General features: G+C 47.5%; 12 protein-coding genes and 1 pseudogene. 12 read left to right on the plus strand and 1 reads right to left on the minus strand.

Going from position 1 to position 15,670, the window contains the following annotated elements:
• Nucleotides 1-306 precede the first annotated feature (306 nt).
• The 12 genes and pseudogenes from AYJ59_RS02135 to tnpC all read left to right on the plus strand — a co-directional run.
• Nucleotides 307-2,343, plus strand: coding sequence for a TonB-dependent receptor plug domain-containing protein (locus AYJ59_RS02135; protein WP_127119194.1), 2,037 nt, complete (start codon nt 307-309; stop codon nt 2,341-2,343).
• Nucleotides 2,344-2,514: 171 nt separating this feature from the next.
• Nucleotides 2,515-3,567: an ABC transporter substrate-binding protein gene (locus tag AYJ59_RS02140; protein ID WP_164730723.1), complete on the plus strand. Its 1,053-nt coding sequence runs from the start codon at nt 2,515-2,517 to the stop codon at nt 3,565-3,567.
• Nucleotides 3,557-4,600: an LLM class flavin-dependent oxidoreductase gene (locus AYJ59_RS02145; RefSeq protein ID WP_127119196.1), complete on the plus strand. Its 1,044-nt coding sequence runs from the start codon at nt 3,557-3,559 to the stop codon at nt 4,598-4,600. Before AYJ59_RS02140 ends, AYJ59_RS02145 begins: the two co-directional genes overlap by 11 nt.
• Entirely contained in the window at nt 4,597-5,601 is a 1,005-nt protein-coding gene (locus AYJ59_RS02150; protein WP_127119197.1) for a FecCD family ABC transporter permease, read from the plus strand. The genes AYJ59_RS02145 and AYJ59_RS02150 overlap by 4 nt, the downstream gene beginning before the upstream one ends.
• 160 nt (nt 5,602-5,761) lie before the next feature.
• Nucleotides 5,762-5,971 carry a TOBE domain-containing protein gene (locus AYJ59_RS02155; protein ID WP_127119198.1) on the plus strand — a complete coding sequence of 70 codons (210 nt, stop codon included), beginning with the start codon at nt 5,762-5,764 and terminating at the stop codon, nt 5,969-5,971.
• Between the two features lie 129 nt (nt 5,972-6,100).
• Nucleotides 6,101-6,946, plus strand: a complete 846-nt coding sequence (gene modD / locus AYJ59_RS02160) for a ModD protein (protein WP_127119199.1) — start codon at nt 6,101-6,103, stop codon at nt 6,944-6,946.
• 6 nt (nt 6,947-6,952) lie between these two features.
• Nucleotides 6,953-7,702, plus strand: coding sequence for an ABC transporter ATP-binding protein (locus AYJ59_RS02165; RefSeq protein WP_127119200.1), 750 nt, complete (start codon nt 6,953-6,955; stop codon nt 7,700-7,702).
• Nucleotides 7,703-7,906: 204 nt separating this feature from the next.
• Nucleotides 7,907-8,335, plus strand: coding sequence for a helix-turn-helix domain-containing protein (locus tag AYJ59_RS02170; RefSeq protein ID WP_164730724.1), 429 nt, complete (start codon nt 7,907-7,909; stop codon nt 8,333-8,335).
• A 433-nt stretch (nt 8,336-8,768) separates the two neighbouring features.
• On the plus strand, nt 8,769-9,686 hold the full coding sequence (locus AYJ59_RS02175; RefSeq protein ID WP_127119202.1) for a putative peptidoglycan binding domain-containing protein: 918 nt from the start codon (nt 8,769-8,771) through the stop codon (nt 9,684-9,686).
• Nucleotides 9,687-9,714: 28 nt separating this feature from the next.
• Nucleotides 9,715-11,988: a hypothetical protein gene (locus AYJ59_RS02180; RefSeq protein WP_127119203.1), complete on the plus strand. Its 2,274-nt coding sequence runs from the start codon at nt 9,715-9,717 to the stop codon at nt 11,986-11,988.
• Between the two features lie 13 nt (nt 11,989-12,001).
• Nucleotides 12,002-14,224: a WG repeat-containing protein gene (locus AYJ59_RS02185; protein WP_127119204.1), complete on the plus strand. Its 2,223-nt coding sequence runs from the start codon at nt 12,002-12,004 to the stop codon at nt 14,222-14,224.
• 175 nt (nt 14,225-14,399) lie between these two features.
• A pseudogene (gene tnpC / locus AYJ59_RS02190) lies at nt 14,400-15,042 on the plus strand (IS66 family transposase); the annotation flags it as partial.
• Nucleotides 15,043-15,053: 11 nt separating this feature from the next.
• On the opposite strand, the gene AYJ59_RS02195 reads toward tnpC, so the two are convergent.
• On the minus strand, nt 15,054-15,626 hold the full coding sequence (locus AYJ59_RS02195) for a cytochrome b/b6 domain-containing protein (protein ID WP_127119206.1): 573 nt from the start codon (nt 15,624-15,626) through the stop codon (nt 15,054-15,056).
• Nucleotides 15,627-15,670: the final 44 nt, after the last annotated feature.

The following is a 15,670-nucleotide window of genomic DNA, read 5'->3' on the forward strand; positions in this document are numbered from 1 at the left end:
CATCTTAAAGGGTGCGCCGCCGTCTGGCAAGATAAGCGGCCTTAAGAAAATTAATCCGTTTTATGGAGTGATAATTTTTTTTATTTACAAAAAGTTTGATTCCGCCATATTGGCGTGTTCTAATAACGCCTCGTTATTTCTTTTTGTACATATCGAAAAATATTCCGTATCCGGCGCGAAAGAGGATTCGCTCCGGAAGCTGTCGCGCAGAACCTGTTTGAGAAGCGGGTTGAGCCGACGGCTATTTTTTGCGCTCTCGATATGTACCAAAGTATATTTTGAGGACGTAAAAGGATTTAAACTGTTATGACGTATAAGAAAAATATCCAGTTGACCGTCGCCATCGCCGCGTTGCTTGCACAACCGGCTTGGGCGGACCCGCAACAAAACGATTCGGACGACCAGGTGTTCACCTTGGGGAAAATCCAGGTATCGGCCCAGGCTGAAAAATCCAATCCGGTGAATGTGGTGACGCCGGACGAAATCCGCCAACACGGCCAGACCGACGTGGGTCAGGCGATTGAATATGTGCCGGGTGTGACCTTGCAGGTTGGTGGTCGTCGCGCCGAGACGCGAGCCAATATCCGCGGGTTCGATTCCCGCCAGATTACCCTGAACCTGGACGGCATTCCGATTTACATTCCATACGACGGTAACATCGATTTGAGCCGTTTCCGCACCAGTGATTTAAGCCGAATCGAAGTCTCGAAGAGTTTGGGGTCCCTGTTGGAAGGGCCGAACAATATGGGGGGTGCCATTAACCTGGTGACCCGTCGCCCGGATCGACCATTGGAAGTGGAAGCCGACATCGGCGTGGAAGCCGGTGAAGACGGTTTATTCAAGAATGCCCAGAACATTCAGGTCGGCAGTCGAGCGGACAAATTTTATGTGACCGGCGGGATTTCCCGTCTTGAAAGCGGCGATTATCCATTGTCAGACGATTTCAGCCCGACCGAATACGCGCCGGGCGATGTCGTGCAGGGTAAAGGCTCGCGTGACCATTCCGGCAGCGAAAGTGCCACCGGGAACCTGAAATTCGGTTACACACCGAATGCGACCGACGAATACGCCATCAGTTATTACCGTACCGAAGGAACGAAAGAATCGCCGCCGTATGCCGGCAGTTCCGATACCGGGATGGCGGTGCGTTACTGGGATTGGCCGGAGTGGGATAAGGAAAGTATCTATTACGTCGGTCATACGCAAGTGGGGAAAGGCTATGTGAAGTCGCGTTTGTTCTACGACAACTTCAAAAACAAACTTTATTCCTATGATAACGACAACTACGACACCATCACCAAAGGCTATGCTTTCCGTTCGCAGTATGACGATTACAGCATGGGCGGTAGCTTGGAAGGCGGCATGCCGATTGCCAATCATGACTTGAGGGCGACTTTGCAAATCAAGTACGACGAACACCGTGAGCGGGATTTGCCGAAAGACAATTCGCCGTCCACCTTCGACGACAGTTGGCGTACTTACCAAAGTCATATCTATTCCTTGGGCTTGGAAGACACCATTGCGTTGACTGAAAAAGCCAATTTGACGCTGGGTTATCGTCGTGACGAATTCGAAATGACGAAAACGGATGACGGCGACCCGAGAAACGACCCGGATGGTACGCAAGGCAAAAATAATTTCCAGATTAAAGGGGATTACACCGTTCAAGGGCAGACCCTGTTTGCCGGCGTGTCGTTGAAGTCGCGTTTCCCGAATATGAAAGATTTGTATTCCTATCGTATGGGCAGTGCCATTCCAAACGTCAATTTGGAACCGGAACAGGCTACGCATTATGAAATCGGGGCCAAAGGGAAGATGAGCCGCGTGAACTATCAGGTCAATGTGTTCTATTCCGATATTACCGATGCCATCGAGTCGGTCACGGTGCAAAGCACCGAGTGTGGCGGCACGACCTGTAACCAGAACCAAAACGTCGGCACGGCGACCTCGCAAGGGGTGGAAGTGCAATTGGATATGCCGGTCACCGAAACGGTGGACTTGGGCGTGGTGTATGCCTACCTGGATCGTGATTTGAGCGAGAAAGACCTGGTACCGACCTTTTCGCCGAAGAACAAGGTCAGCATTTACGGGGACTGGTACCCTGCGCCGAAATGGCATTTCGGTGTGGATTGGCATTATCAGGATCAATCCGAAACCAGTACCGACGGAGAGCGTCCGACGGCTGGATTCAACCTTTGGAACGCCACGGCGTCCTACGACATCAACAAGCACTTCAGCACGAATGTGGTGTTGAAAAATGTTATGGACACCGATTATGAATTGGCGGAGGGCGACCCGATGCCGGGCCGTACTGTGTGGGTGAACCTGCATGCCAGTTATTGATTTTCGCGGCCGACTTTAGCCATCGAGTCGCCGCAACCGTTTTCCTCTAACTCTGTTATCTGTCATTTACCTAGGGGGAGGTTGGTTCAAGCATACTCTGTGTGTTTGGACCTTTTTTATTTTCGGCTTCCGATGAGAGCGGAAGCTTTGATGACCATTTGGATGTTTAGAATGCTTATTGCACGCTGTCTTCGTTTACGAATAGGGGTATTCGTCGCATTATGTTTTGTCAGTCACCCGGCGTTGTCGGCCGGGGACGATTTTTGTCAACCGCCGGAAACGGTGTCTAAGGTCTATGCCGCTAATCCGGTGCTGGCCTATTTGGTGATGGCCGTCGCGCCGGACAAGCTGGCCGGTTGGAACTTTCCGCCGCCGCCACAGGCTAAAGGGATTTTCCCTGAAGCCAGTTTTCAATTGCCTGTCATCGGTGGTTGGTTCGGTCAAGGGCGCACGCCGAACATGGAAGTGCTGCTGGCCAATCAACCGGATTTGATTGTGATGTCCGGGGCGACGGTTCACCTCAGCCGTCAGCAGACCTTGAAGGACCTGGGGGTGCCGGTGTGTCAGTTGCAACTGGACGTGTTGTCGGATTATCCGTTAGGGTTTCGCCGTCTCGGTCAATGGTTGGGCGTGCCGGAGCGGGGTGAGGCCTTGGCCCACGCGGCCGAGCGTGTTTTGACCTTGCAAGCGCAACGCCGTGATTTACTGGCGGCGTCCGGCGTGCCGGTCAAAACCGTCTACTACGCCGAATCGCCGAATGGTCTGGCGACCGAGTGCCGGGGCTCCATTCATTCCGAGGTGATCCCCTTGGCCGGTGGTTTAAACCCGCACATTTGCCCGAGTGATTCGGCGCAGCAAAGCCGTTTCGGTAAAGTCGCCATCAATTTCGAGCAGCTTTTGAAATACGATCCGGACGCGATTGTGACGCAGGAACGGCGTTTTTACGACAAGGTGTATCGTGATCCCAAGTGGACCAACCTGAAAGCGGTGCGCAATCAGCAGGTGTTCTTTATGCCGCAAACACCCTTCCGATGGATGGATCGCCCACCGTCGTTTATGCGTCTGCTGGCCAGTCAATGGCTGATGAATCGGTTGTACGGCGATCAGATGCGCATCGATATGGCGGCGCAAGTCAAAAGCTTCTATCAACAGTTTTTTCACGTGACGCTGACCGATGTTCAGGTGAGTAACATTCTGGCAGGAGGGACGCTGAATGGGCGCTGAAAAATCCTTGACGCTCGGGGCCATGTTTCACGTCACGCCTTTGGGGGATGAAGACGCGACCCGAACCTACCAGCGATTCACCGATTTGGCGGTGTCGTTGGAAACTCTCGGTTATGAAGAAGCCTGGGTGACGGAGCATCATTTCAATGCTTACAGTTTGACGCCAGTGCCCACCTTGCTGATGTCGCACTTTCTGGCCAACACGCAACGTTTGAAATTAGGCGCAGCGGCGGTTTTGGTCGGGTTTCACAATCCGATTCACGTGGCGGAACAATTGGCGACCTTATCGGCTTTGGCACCGGGACGGGTGTTGTGCGGTTTTGCCAAAGGCGGGCCGTTTGAATCCCAAAACGCGGTTTTCAAAGCGGAACAATCGGAATCGCGCGAGCGCATGAACGAGGCGGTGCCGGCCATGCTGGATTTGCTGAAGGGCGAGACAATGACGCATCAAGGCCATTTCTATCAGTGGGACAATGTCGATCTGACACCGAAAGGCGGGTTCAGTCATCGTGAGGCCTTTATCGCCAGTGCCGATGACAGCAGTTTGACGATGGCCGCCCGGCAGAATGTCGGACTGATGGCCGCGCAGTTTTGGGATTTGGAGCGAATAGAGCGGAATGCAGGCGTGTATCGACAGGCACATCCAAAATCCGCCAGGCCTGACCTAATGGCGGCGCGCGGGCTGTTGATGGACGACGACCCGGAGCAGGCGCGTCGGTTGGCTTGGCAACATATCGAATCCTTCCGGGCGCAAAAAGCGCAGCTTTGGGGCAAAGGGCAAGGCCAAGTCCAAGGTTTTATGGCGAAGTTATCGCCGGCCGAACTCTTGCAGCGCATGCTGGTGGGCACGCCTCAGGACATTGTCGGGCAGGTGTTGGCGTTGCATCGTGCCGGCGTCACGCGTTTGGCTCTGAATCCGTTGACGTCTAGCCCTGAACAACGCATTAACCAATTTGAGCGGTTCGTGTTGGCGGTTTGGCCTCAGGTGCAGGCGGCGTTAAGTGTGGATTTAAGTGCGAGGCACAGCACATGAGGCTGGGCGCGTTCGGACTTCTGTTCGGGGGGCTGGTGTTAACGGCTTTGGTGTCGCTGACGTTGGGGCGTTACGACTTTGCACCGCTGTCCAGTTTGACGCAGTTATGGTGGTCGTTGACGTCGCAGGACGGTGAAGTCAATCCGTTGCTGGTCAATATCATGCTTGATGTACGCCTGCCGAGAATCCTTGCCGCGGTGTTGATTGGCGCGGCGTTGGCCGTGGCGGGCACCGCTTTTCAGGCGCTGTTTATGAATCCGCTGGTGTCGCCGGGCGTGCTGGGCGTGTTATCCGGGTCGGCTTTCGGGGCGTCATTGGGCATTTTATTGTTCGACAGTGTGTGGATGATGCAGTTATTGAGTTTCGGGTTCGGCTTGCTGGCGGTGTTCATCGCCTTGATGCTGGCGAAGGGGGAACTGCGCAATAATCTGACGATTCTGGTGTTGGGCGGGATGATTGCCGGCGCCCTGTTCACCGCCTTGTTGTCGGTGGTGAAATACGTCGCTGACCCTTACAACAAGCTGCCGGCGATTGTTTATTGGTTGATGGGGTCGCTGGCCAATGTGGAAGGCGGCCTGCTGCTGTGGGTGGCACCGTTTATGTTGGTGGGGATGGGGTTGCTGATGGTTCAGGGGCATACTTTGAACGTGTTGAGCTTGGGCGATGACGAGGCGCGAACGCTGGGCGTGTCGGTGGAGCGAAAACGGTTGTTGGTCATCGTGTTGGCGACCTTTCTGGGCGCGATTACCGTGACGTTGGGCGGCATGATTGGCTGGGTCGGCTTGGTGATTCCACACCTGACCCGTTTGCTGTTCGGGGCCGACAACCGCTTTCTGCTGCCGGCGTCGGCGCTGATTGGGGCGATTTATCTGCTGGTGGTCGATAACGTGGCTCGACTGGCCTTAACGGTGGAAATTCCGCTTGGCATTCTGACGGCGTTGATTGGTTTGCCGGTGTTTGCCTGGGCGTTGAAAAACGTCCGAAAAGGGTGGCAGCCTTAAATTGTTACGAATAATTTAAGCGATGGAGATTGACATCTTTTATCGGTTTTTAATTTAATATTAATTCTTTAAAAATCAATTGGTTATGTTGTATTGGTAATATGAAAGAAAAGTCATATTGCGTTTACTTTATATCGAAAAATGAATAGGAGTATTTTAAATGAAATTCAGCGCAAGAAATCAAATCAAAGGAACCGTAAAATCCATTCAAACGGGTGCTGTGAATACCGAGGTGGTTATTGTTGTCGCGCCGGGTGTGGAGTTGGTCTCAATTATCACAAAAAATTCAGCTGAAGCTTTAGGTTTAGAGGTTGGCAAAGAAGCTTATGCGATTGTTAAGGCCAGTAATGTGATGGTTGCCGTGGATTGATCTGAATTTAATCTGATACTGAAAACCCCCAGGCCTGGCGCTTTCAGGCTTGGGATTTTTTTGCTTTTTCAATATGTAATAAAGTATATTTCGTAATGATTTTTAGATAAGCAAAGGTAAGGCAAGATAATGGTTTGGTTTAGCAACGAAGAAATTGCGCAGTGGATTAATGAAGACGCCCCTTTGGTGGATTTGACGTCGCACTTGCTGGGAATCGAGGCGCAATATTGTGAGCTGACGGTCACGACTCGGCACTCAACCTGCCTGACATTGACCGAGGAAGCGACACGCCTTTTCGAGCAATTGGGTGCGGACACTGTTCTTTGTGAACCCAGCGGGCGGCAGGTTGATGCCGGAACGGAAATTTTGAAGGTCACCGGGCGCGGGGATGCTTTGCACCGGGGCTGGAAAGTGGCGATGAATCTGTTGGAAACCGGTTGTGGCGTGGCCACCGCCACGGCCGATATGGTGGCAGCGGTGCAACAGGTCAGCGATATTCCGCTGCTGGTGACACGCAAACATGCGCCGGGGATGAAAAAACAACTGATCAAAGCGATCCTGTCCGGCGGGGCTTATCCGCATCGTTTAGGGTTGTCGGAAACGGTGTTGATTTTTGAAAATCATTTAAATGTGATTGGCGGACGCGAGGCCTTGCCTAAAGCGATTCAGAAAATGAAAGCGGCGGCCTGCGAAAAGAAAATCATGGTGGAGTGCGACGACCTGGAGCAGGCGGTTCAGGCGGCTGAAGCCGGTGCCGATGCCATTCAATTTGACAAGGTGCCGGTCGATGATCTGGTTTTATGGTGCCAGTCCTTGAAAACCGCTTTTCCGGCATTAAAGGTGCTGATGGCCGGTGGCATTCGTCGTGACAATGTGGAGGCTTATGCCGCCAGTGGTGTGGATGGCATCGTGCTCAGCTCGCTCTACCATGCCAAACCGGCCGACTTGGGCGTGCGCATTCAACGACGGGATTGAGCGGCGATGATACAGATTCAATCTCTGGCGGCGGCTTACGGCGATCAGTCGGTGTTTTCCGATTTGAACCTGTCGTTGAATGCCGGTGAAATCATCAGTCTGCTCGGCCCGAACGGTTGTGGTAAAACCACTTTGCTGCGAACCCTGTTGGGGTTGCATCCGAAAACGGCCGGGCGAGTGTTGATCAACGGAGACGTCGCGGATAGTTTGACGCCGAAAGCACAGGCCCGTTTGATCAGTTATGTACCGCAGTATCATCGGCTGGCGTTTGGGTATGCCGTGCTCGACATGGTGTTGATGGGTGTGGTGGCCGCCGAGTCGCAATGGTACCGTGCCGGTCAAGCCGACCGGCAACGCGCCGAAGAGGCGTTGGACTTGCTTGGCATCGGGCATTTAAAGCAACGCCCTTACACCGAATTGTCCGGCGGGCAACGCCAGTTGGTGTTGATTGCCCGGGCCTTGGCGCAAGAGACGCCTTATATTTTAATGGACGAACCCACCAATGGATTGGACTTCGGCAATCAGATTAAATTGCTGGAGAAAATCCGCGACTTAGGTGAGGACCATCGTTGCATTCTGTTTACCTCCCACCACCCGGAGCAAGCGATGATGTCCGCCACCCGAACTCTCATGATGCAGAATGGGGAAATCCTGCGGGACGGAGCACCGCAGGCGCTGTTGACGCGTTCCAATATCTGCCAACTCTACGATATTCCCGAGGCGCATTGGCCGTCGGCGTTCAGCGGATTTTCTTAGCCTTTGAATTTAAGGTCGAGTAAGAGAAACAATCCGTCTATTCATTTTTTATGGGCGCTGGATATAAATTTTTTTATCGCATAGAATCTTTTTTTGATGATAAGAATAATGCCAGAATGCAAAAAGCATTTAAGGGCTTGGTTGCACGAATGAAACCTGCCGAAATACGCGCAGGGGAATCGATAATATAAAAATATGTCAAAAATGAAATTTATTGAGCGTTTAGAGGCGCTTATCAAACAAAGTGGATTGCCGAAAAAAACGCTTGCCGAGCAAGCCGGAATTTCCCGCTCCAATCTTTATAATCTTCTCAATGGCGAAGTGTCTGAAGCCAAACTTTCGACATTGATTAAGTTGTCGTCAGTTTTACAGGTGCATCCTCTTGATTTGCTTCGGCCTTATTTCCAGGGTTCTGTCGTGGATAATCATCTATCCGAAAACCTGCCAGGCCTGGGGGCGCAGTTTGTGGCAGATATGTCTTTTCCGGATTATTCACTGGTGTACACGAATCAAATGTTTGAAAAAATATGGCGACTGCAAAACACTGGCGTATGTGTTTGGCGAGACTTATTTTTGCTGTGCCAGGACACTCCCCAAACGCTGAATGGGTTACAGCTCGGGTTGAAACCCTAACAAACGCGTGTTGCGATTCCGGAAGCCCTGCCAGGCGAGACGGTTGATTTGTCTATCATGTTCAAGGCGCCCTAATTGCCATGCAATGGCAAATAAACCGTCAAGCAAGGATGAATGCCAGTGTACAAAATATTTTTAACACGGATTATGTCAGCTACAGCTCCGCACAAGACTTTGTACGCTTCGGAGACCCTAGAATCTTTAGACTTTCAATGACCTATCTTATGTAAAGTAAACGTCTCGTTTCCTTTAACGACGTAATTTTGTGTTATCAAATGCTTTCCGTGTGCCTTTACTCGTGAAAAAAACAACTAATTGTCCAGCAAATTGGACATTATTTTTTGTACGATAAGAAAGTATTTTTCGTATCTTATGGCTTGTTCATTATGATTGATACTTGGTTAATGAGTTTTGGCATCTAAAGGAGTTTGTTATGCCGTTGTTTTTGAGTCGGACACGACTGGTTTTATTTTCGGTTTTAATGGTTATGGCGCAAGTGGCTCAAGCTGGCTTGTTAAGTTTTTTGGGTGATGTTTCCAGTATTTCATCGGCCATGTCTGGTAAAGGTGGAAATGTACTCTTGCCGGATTATGAACGGGAAGTGAACCAACAGATCCAAAAATCTCTACAAATTCAGGGTTATTACACAGGGGAGATAGACGGAAACCTCAATACCTATGATTCACGTAAAGCCATTATGGCGTATCAAAAAGCCGCTAACCTTGAAGATAAAATGGCACCGGGCTTTTTTGGAGGCAAATCATTATTTCATGTTGGGATCTTGGACAATAACAGCAAGCAAGACCTTCTTTATTATTATGAATTGGCGGAAGAGTTTGAAGCCAATACCTTTGGCGTTTTCCAAAATCAGCCACAACTTAAAACACTCAATACAGCCGCTAAAGCCCTTGAAAAAGCCCTGACGGATGGCGATAACACTGTCTTGAGCGATTCTATGCAAAAAACCATCAATGCCACGACACGCAAAGAATTGCCTGTTATTAAACTTAACGCACTTAATGACCAAGGTTATGTGGTGGATACAGTCAATGGTTTTGTTTGGCAAGATAAAGATCTACCCTCTTTCGTCATGTCGTATGGCGAAGCCAAAAAATATTGTAAAAATCTCACTTTAGATGGCATTAACAAATGGATTCTGCCTTGGGAAAGTCGCTTAACCAAATTGGCTGGTCACATTGATAAAGGGCGTACAAAACTCATTTTCACCACCAAAACACCCGTAGATTATGTATGGTCAACCGATTACCGTTCTGCTTACCGTTTGGACAATGGTAAATACGTTAATCGTATTCGCAGCACCGCCGCCGTGCGTTGCGTTTATAAGTATTAATTTTTGACATGAATGTATGGAAAACTCTATGAAAATCACTTGTTTTAGAAATTATGTCAATAGGCTATTGATTATCAGCCTTTTTCTTTCTATCTCCGCTTGCAATTCCACTCCGACGAAAACAAGTAAATCCAATTTGAAATATCTGGCTCCTGTGAGCGGAGAGGCGTTTTCGAGTGATTTTAGAGTTCAGCAAATACCCAGTGAAATTGAAGTGTATGAGGGCGATAACGGCCTGTTTATCGCTTTTATGATTTCTCGATATGGAACAGCATCACCATTTTTGTTTTCAATTAAGGATGGTAAGCGCATTTCGCTTAAATCGAAATACCCAAAAGAACAGAAAGAAGAGCTCAAAAAATACATTCAAAACCCACATTCGTTAGGGCACTTAAAAGAGGGGCCTAGTCCAAATCAACAGAGAGATCAGATTCATGTCTTTTCGCAAAAAAATGGTAAAGAACTTTTTGTGAAATTAAAAGATGGGTCAACCTCACAAGTGTTGATTGAAACAGTGGATTTTTCTAAAGAGATTCCCTTGGTTCGTAAGGCCGTTAAACAGAATAATCCCAGCTTATTGACAAAGACGTATTCCGGAGCGATTGAAAAATTTATTGAACCTGAAATTGCACAAAATCTTAAACAGATTCAGTCCTTAGAAGCGTTAGAGACCTCCAAAAAAGTATTCGCGCATTTAACCCCTCGGTCGGGCCATCTTCAATGTCGCCTGATGCAAATAGAAACACAGTTAAAACTTCAGCAACAATTCAAAAAGGCGACAACGGTTCAAGAGTTAGCCTCCATCAAAAAAACGCTCAATAGCCCAATTCCAAAATGTTATGTCGTTAAACGCAATACGGTTTATAAAACTTCCAGATATGAAAGAAATCGTCGTAAATATTTTGCGGTTAAAACCCGTGAAACCCTTCCAAAAGGGGACATTATCAAAGCCGAATCAGACAAGGTGGAAATATTACGGGGCAAAAAGACGCAAAACAACTGGATTGCCACTGAGGGTAATAATCAGTTGGGACAAAAACTTACCTATAGTTCGTTACGTTTGCCCGAGGAATTTCAACTAGTGGACCCATGGGATGTGAAACCGCTCAAACCCTATTGGCCTAAATCACAACATCTTGCTTTAGAGTCTCAAATCAAAAACTATAAAAACCGAGACTTTAAGCTAGCCGATCAACAGAGTTTTGATCATGCAGTTCGTAAAAACAGTGTTGCAAGTTATCAGGCGTATCTGGATAACAACCCGAAAGGGCGTTTTCAAGACAAAGCCACAAAAGGCTTGATTGAAAGCTATCGCCGTCTCAATACCCCAGAAGGCTTTATAAAGGCCTTTAAGCTTAGTAAAGACGATCAAGATTTTAAATCGGCTTTCGCGCATTCACAGACGGATGAACAAAAAGCGTTTGTACTCAAAGCCTATCCATTAAAGCACGCTAGTCAAATTCCCATGTTCTTTGGGTTGTTACAAAAATGTGCTAGCTGTGATAAATCCGATTTTTACAAAAAGGCACAGTCTTTGGCAGGCTTTGGACATGGTTTAACAGCCGATAATATAGAACACAGCTATGAATATAAATATGTGTTAAAGCACCTGACACCAAAGTTTTATGCCATTAAAGACGGCGAAAACTATGGTTTTAGAGCCAATTATGGAAGTTATACCTTGACCTCTTTGCAACCTGGAAACTGTCGTTATTCGCATGAAGAAAGAGAAGAAGGTTGGCAAGGTATTATTTTTGCCCGTCGAGTTGAGCGTTTTTATAAGATCTATGCTTGCCAAAGTAGTCCAGCAAGCAATCAAAAATTACTGGCGCAATCAAAAGTCATGGGGCAAATGGCCCCCAGTGTACTCAATCAAACGTGGAAATACTCTAAGCTTGTAGCTACTTTTCGAATATACAATGATAACTCGACGCAAAATAACCCTTTCTCAAATCGTTTCTCGGCAGACATAAAAAACCTTTGCTTAGGTGCGAGCGGTAAAAGTCATTGGCAGATGTGTTACAACATAAAGGATTCAGATTTTAAAAATGTTTGTGTAGGCATGACCGAATTTCCAGATAGCTGTTACGGTGTTAAGGATCCTGATTTAAAAAACTTTTGCTTAGGCGCCAGTGGACAATACCGCGACTTCTGTTACAGCATCAAAAACTCAGATTTAAAAGAAGCTTGCTTGGGAATAAGCAAAAACTCCAGCCATTGTTATGGTGTAAAAGATAACAACCTCAAATCAATGTGTTTAGGTATCTCAAATAATCGCAACAATTGCTACAACATTAGATAAACGAATTTAAGGAATGAAAGTGAACCATTCAAAATCTAGATTAGAAAAAACCGCCTTTTGGGTGAATATCGTTGCGTTTATTTTTGCAACAGGTTTACCTGTCATATTCGCTCTATTCATAGGGAAGATAAGTTTCGCGTTTATGGGGTTGGTTGGTCTTTTGGCCTTGGTGAATATCAAATTGATGAAATCGCATTCAAAATGGGCGAGAGAGTTTCTTTTGGGTGCGCCATTACTGGTCGCCACTCTGGTAGCCATAATAATGAGCAGTGACGGCGGACTAGGAGCTTTTGTTTGGGGATTCATCTCAAGTTATCTATTATTTTTCTTACCAGGCCTGTTGGCTTATTTGGTCTATCGAAAAAATGAAGTACCTCAAATGGCCTTTTACAAGAGTCCAGTGCTTGTCTTAGTGGGCATTCTGTTTGCTTCAACAGTCGGTAAGACTTATGTTGATAAGCAATATCAGGCCTATTTGGCCAGTCAGCCGCCTGTTTTCCAAAAAACAGATAGCAATAATGATTTTGAGCGTTGGATTGCCTTTCAAGGCGGATTTTATGACCCAAAACTCAATGACTACATCATTCCACCGCAGTTCGAAAAAGTTGAAGCATTTTCAGAGGGGCTTGCTGCGGTAAAGATTAAGGGCAAGTGGGGATTTATAAATTCCGATGCAGAGTTAGTTATTCCTGCAAAATATGATAACTACGGTATTCCAGAAGATTTTAAGAATGGTCGTGCAATAATTCACGGAAGTTCTGAAGCATTATTAATTGATAAAACTGGAAAAACCATTGCCAGAGCTTCAGGCCACATTAATCGTAATAAAAGTCATAAATTGAGGATATTAGAAGCTAACACCACTGTTCAAATGTTCACGGGGTATATTGACTCCACCAACTTCAATATCATAAAAACCAATTTTAAAAAACTTGGCGATTTCAGTTCAAATAGTTTAGCAGCCGTAGAAATATCAAAGGGAAAATATGGTTATATTAATCAGACAGGAAAAATTGTTATTGAGGGAAAATTTGATCGTGCTGGTAAATTTTCTGCTGTTGGTCTAGCCCTTGCCAAATTAGGGAAAAAGCATGGCTATATTAATGACAAAGGTGAATTTGTTCTTAAGCCACCTTTCGCTTACAAAGACATAGGTGACTTTTCTGATAATGGCTTGGCGGCTTTTAAAGGTAAAAATGGCAAGTGGGGGGTTTTCGATAAAAAAGGCAAAATTGTTATTAAACCAAAATATGATCGTGTCGAACAGTTTAGTCAAGAAGGCTTCTCAATTGTTGTAATGAACAAAAAAAGAGGCGTCATTGATTCAAAAGGCAACGTCATTATTCCTTTCAAATTTGATAAATTTGAATACTTAACTTTTTTCCCTAAAAAAAGATATGCTCAAGTTAAAGATGGCTATGTTCCTAAAGGCTATATTGAAACAAATGGTAATTGGATTGTTTATAAAGGATCGCTCTGTGATCAAAACGTAGTTAAAAATGCCAGTGGAAAAGTTATTTGGCCTAAAGGATTTGATGAAAGCTGCAATAATCAATCGGCATCCAACTCCTTAAAATACGCCCCTTCAGATTCATCAAAAACCGTAGATCCAGATCCTAAGTACTCCAAATCTAGGAACGAAAAAAGCCCCTTTGAAATAGCTCTGCAAAAAATCAATAATCAGGCACCAAGACAACCTCTTTTGATTGATAGCTCTACGAAACGTGATTATGTATCAAAAGGAGGTATAGTCATTGATCGGGACAATAACCTGATGTGGTCGCGCTGTGCTCACGGACAGGGCTGGAATGGTAAGACCTGCTCTGGAGAAGCGCTTGAGGTTACCTGGGAGCAGGCCGTTGATATTGCTAAGTCTAGTACCTTAGGGAATTTCCATGGCTGGAGGCTGCCCACTATTAAAGAACTGCAAACGTTAATTTATTGCTCGAATGGAAAACGGATTCAGTACGATGGGGTGAGGGACTTAAGAGATGAGGGAATCGGTTGTATTGTTCGAAACTCTCGAGCGCTGGAAGGTACTCCGACTATTGATATTAGTCAGTTTATAAACCATTTGGGTTATGGGTACTGGTCTTCTACGACATTACCTGCTAATGCTTATTCTGTTCTCTTTGATGAAGGTAAAGGGATTTTTATGCGGGGCACTACGTACCTTACTGGTAGAAAATATGCAGACAATGTTCGGTTAGTAAGAAGTGGACATGACTCATTATAATAGCTCCAGTGTGTGCTCATCCGGTATTGGATTAATGCACACCACGCTCGGCGGTTGCCGCACTTTTGGTTTACCTTGTCTAAAGCTACTGGGGTGGCTGCAGAAGCCTTGTCCAAGGCCGATCGCTTGTCGGGTTTGGGTGATTGTTTCAACTTCGCCATGAAACACTTTGTGCAGCGGTCAATACGCCCGAGACATCTTAGATGCTTGGGGGCGGGCATCTGGTGTGCGACGACTACAGTGGCTACAAAAAATGCTTTAAGCAAGGCATGACCGAAGTCGCCTGTCTGGCGCGTGCCCGACGCAAATTCGTTGACTTGGCCGAGACCGGCAAAAGCCAGATTGCCTATCAGGTGATTGAGTTAATCGGCGGTCTTTATGCGATCGAACAGGACGTGAAAACACTGGACGATCAACAACGCTGGCAAGCCCGTCAGGCGCGTGGCAAACCTATTGCCGACACACTGCACCAGTGGTTGCAAGCCAATCATCAAAAAGTTCCGTATGGCAGTGTAACAGCCAAGACCATCGACTATATGCCCAAACGCTGGGTGGCGTTGACCCGCTACCTGGACGATGGTCGCTTGCCGATTAACAACAACTGGGTCGAAAACCAGATGCGCCCCTGGGTATTGGGCCGCAAGAACTGGCTCTTTGCTGGCAGTGAGCGCAGTGGCGAGCGTGCGGCGGCGATTATGACGCTGGTGCAATCGGGCAAGCTCAATGAGCATGATCCGTATGCTTATCTCAAAGACGTGCTCACCCGTCTGCCAACCCACAAGTACAAGTTGTTACCACATCACTGGTCGCCCCAATAGGGGTGATTTCCTTACCCGCCGATCATTTTCGAAGCAATGCCCTTTTCTTTGCCGTTTTCGCCGAGTACGATGCCGCCCAGGTGCAAAATCAGGAAAGGCACCAGATACCACAGCGCAAGCACGTGCATGTCTTTGGCGATGTCACCCAACGCATCGTCGGGGCCGAACTTGATGTACAGTCCCGTCATGACCGACAAGGCGACGCCGGTGTAGAATACGATATACACCCAGGCCTGGAACTTTTCACGCATGCTGGCTTGCGGGTTGAAAGGACCTTTGTAGAAAATGCCTTGCGAGTAGGTATACGCCAAACGCGCCAGCAGCAACACGCCCATCAAATAACCGGCATACAAGTGCCACTGAAACATATTGCCGCGAATCGTTTTGGCCGCTTTGACGGCGTCTTCTTGACTGATGTCGTAAGCCTCTAGTTGCGGTGACGTGGTCAGTACTTCGGCCATGCCGTTCTTTTCCATCCACCCCATGCGCAACAGCACGGTCAGCAGAATAAACAGCATTGTCAGGGCGATGCCCCAGTGAATCACACGGTGGATCAACGTAAAATAACGGCGGTCTTCAAGCATCGTTTAGCATCCTTGTTCAGGTTTTCAAAATCCGTTCTACGGGT

Source organism: Thiomicrospira sp. S5, from assembly GCF_003991075.1.
In the GTDB taxonomy this organism is placed as follows: Bacteria; Pseudomonadota; Gammaproteobacteria; order Thiomicrospirales; family Thiomicrospiraceae; genus Hydrogenovibrio; species Hydrogenovibrio thermophilus.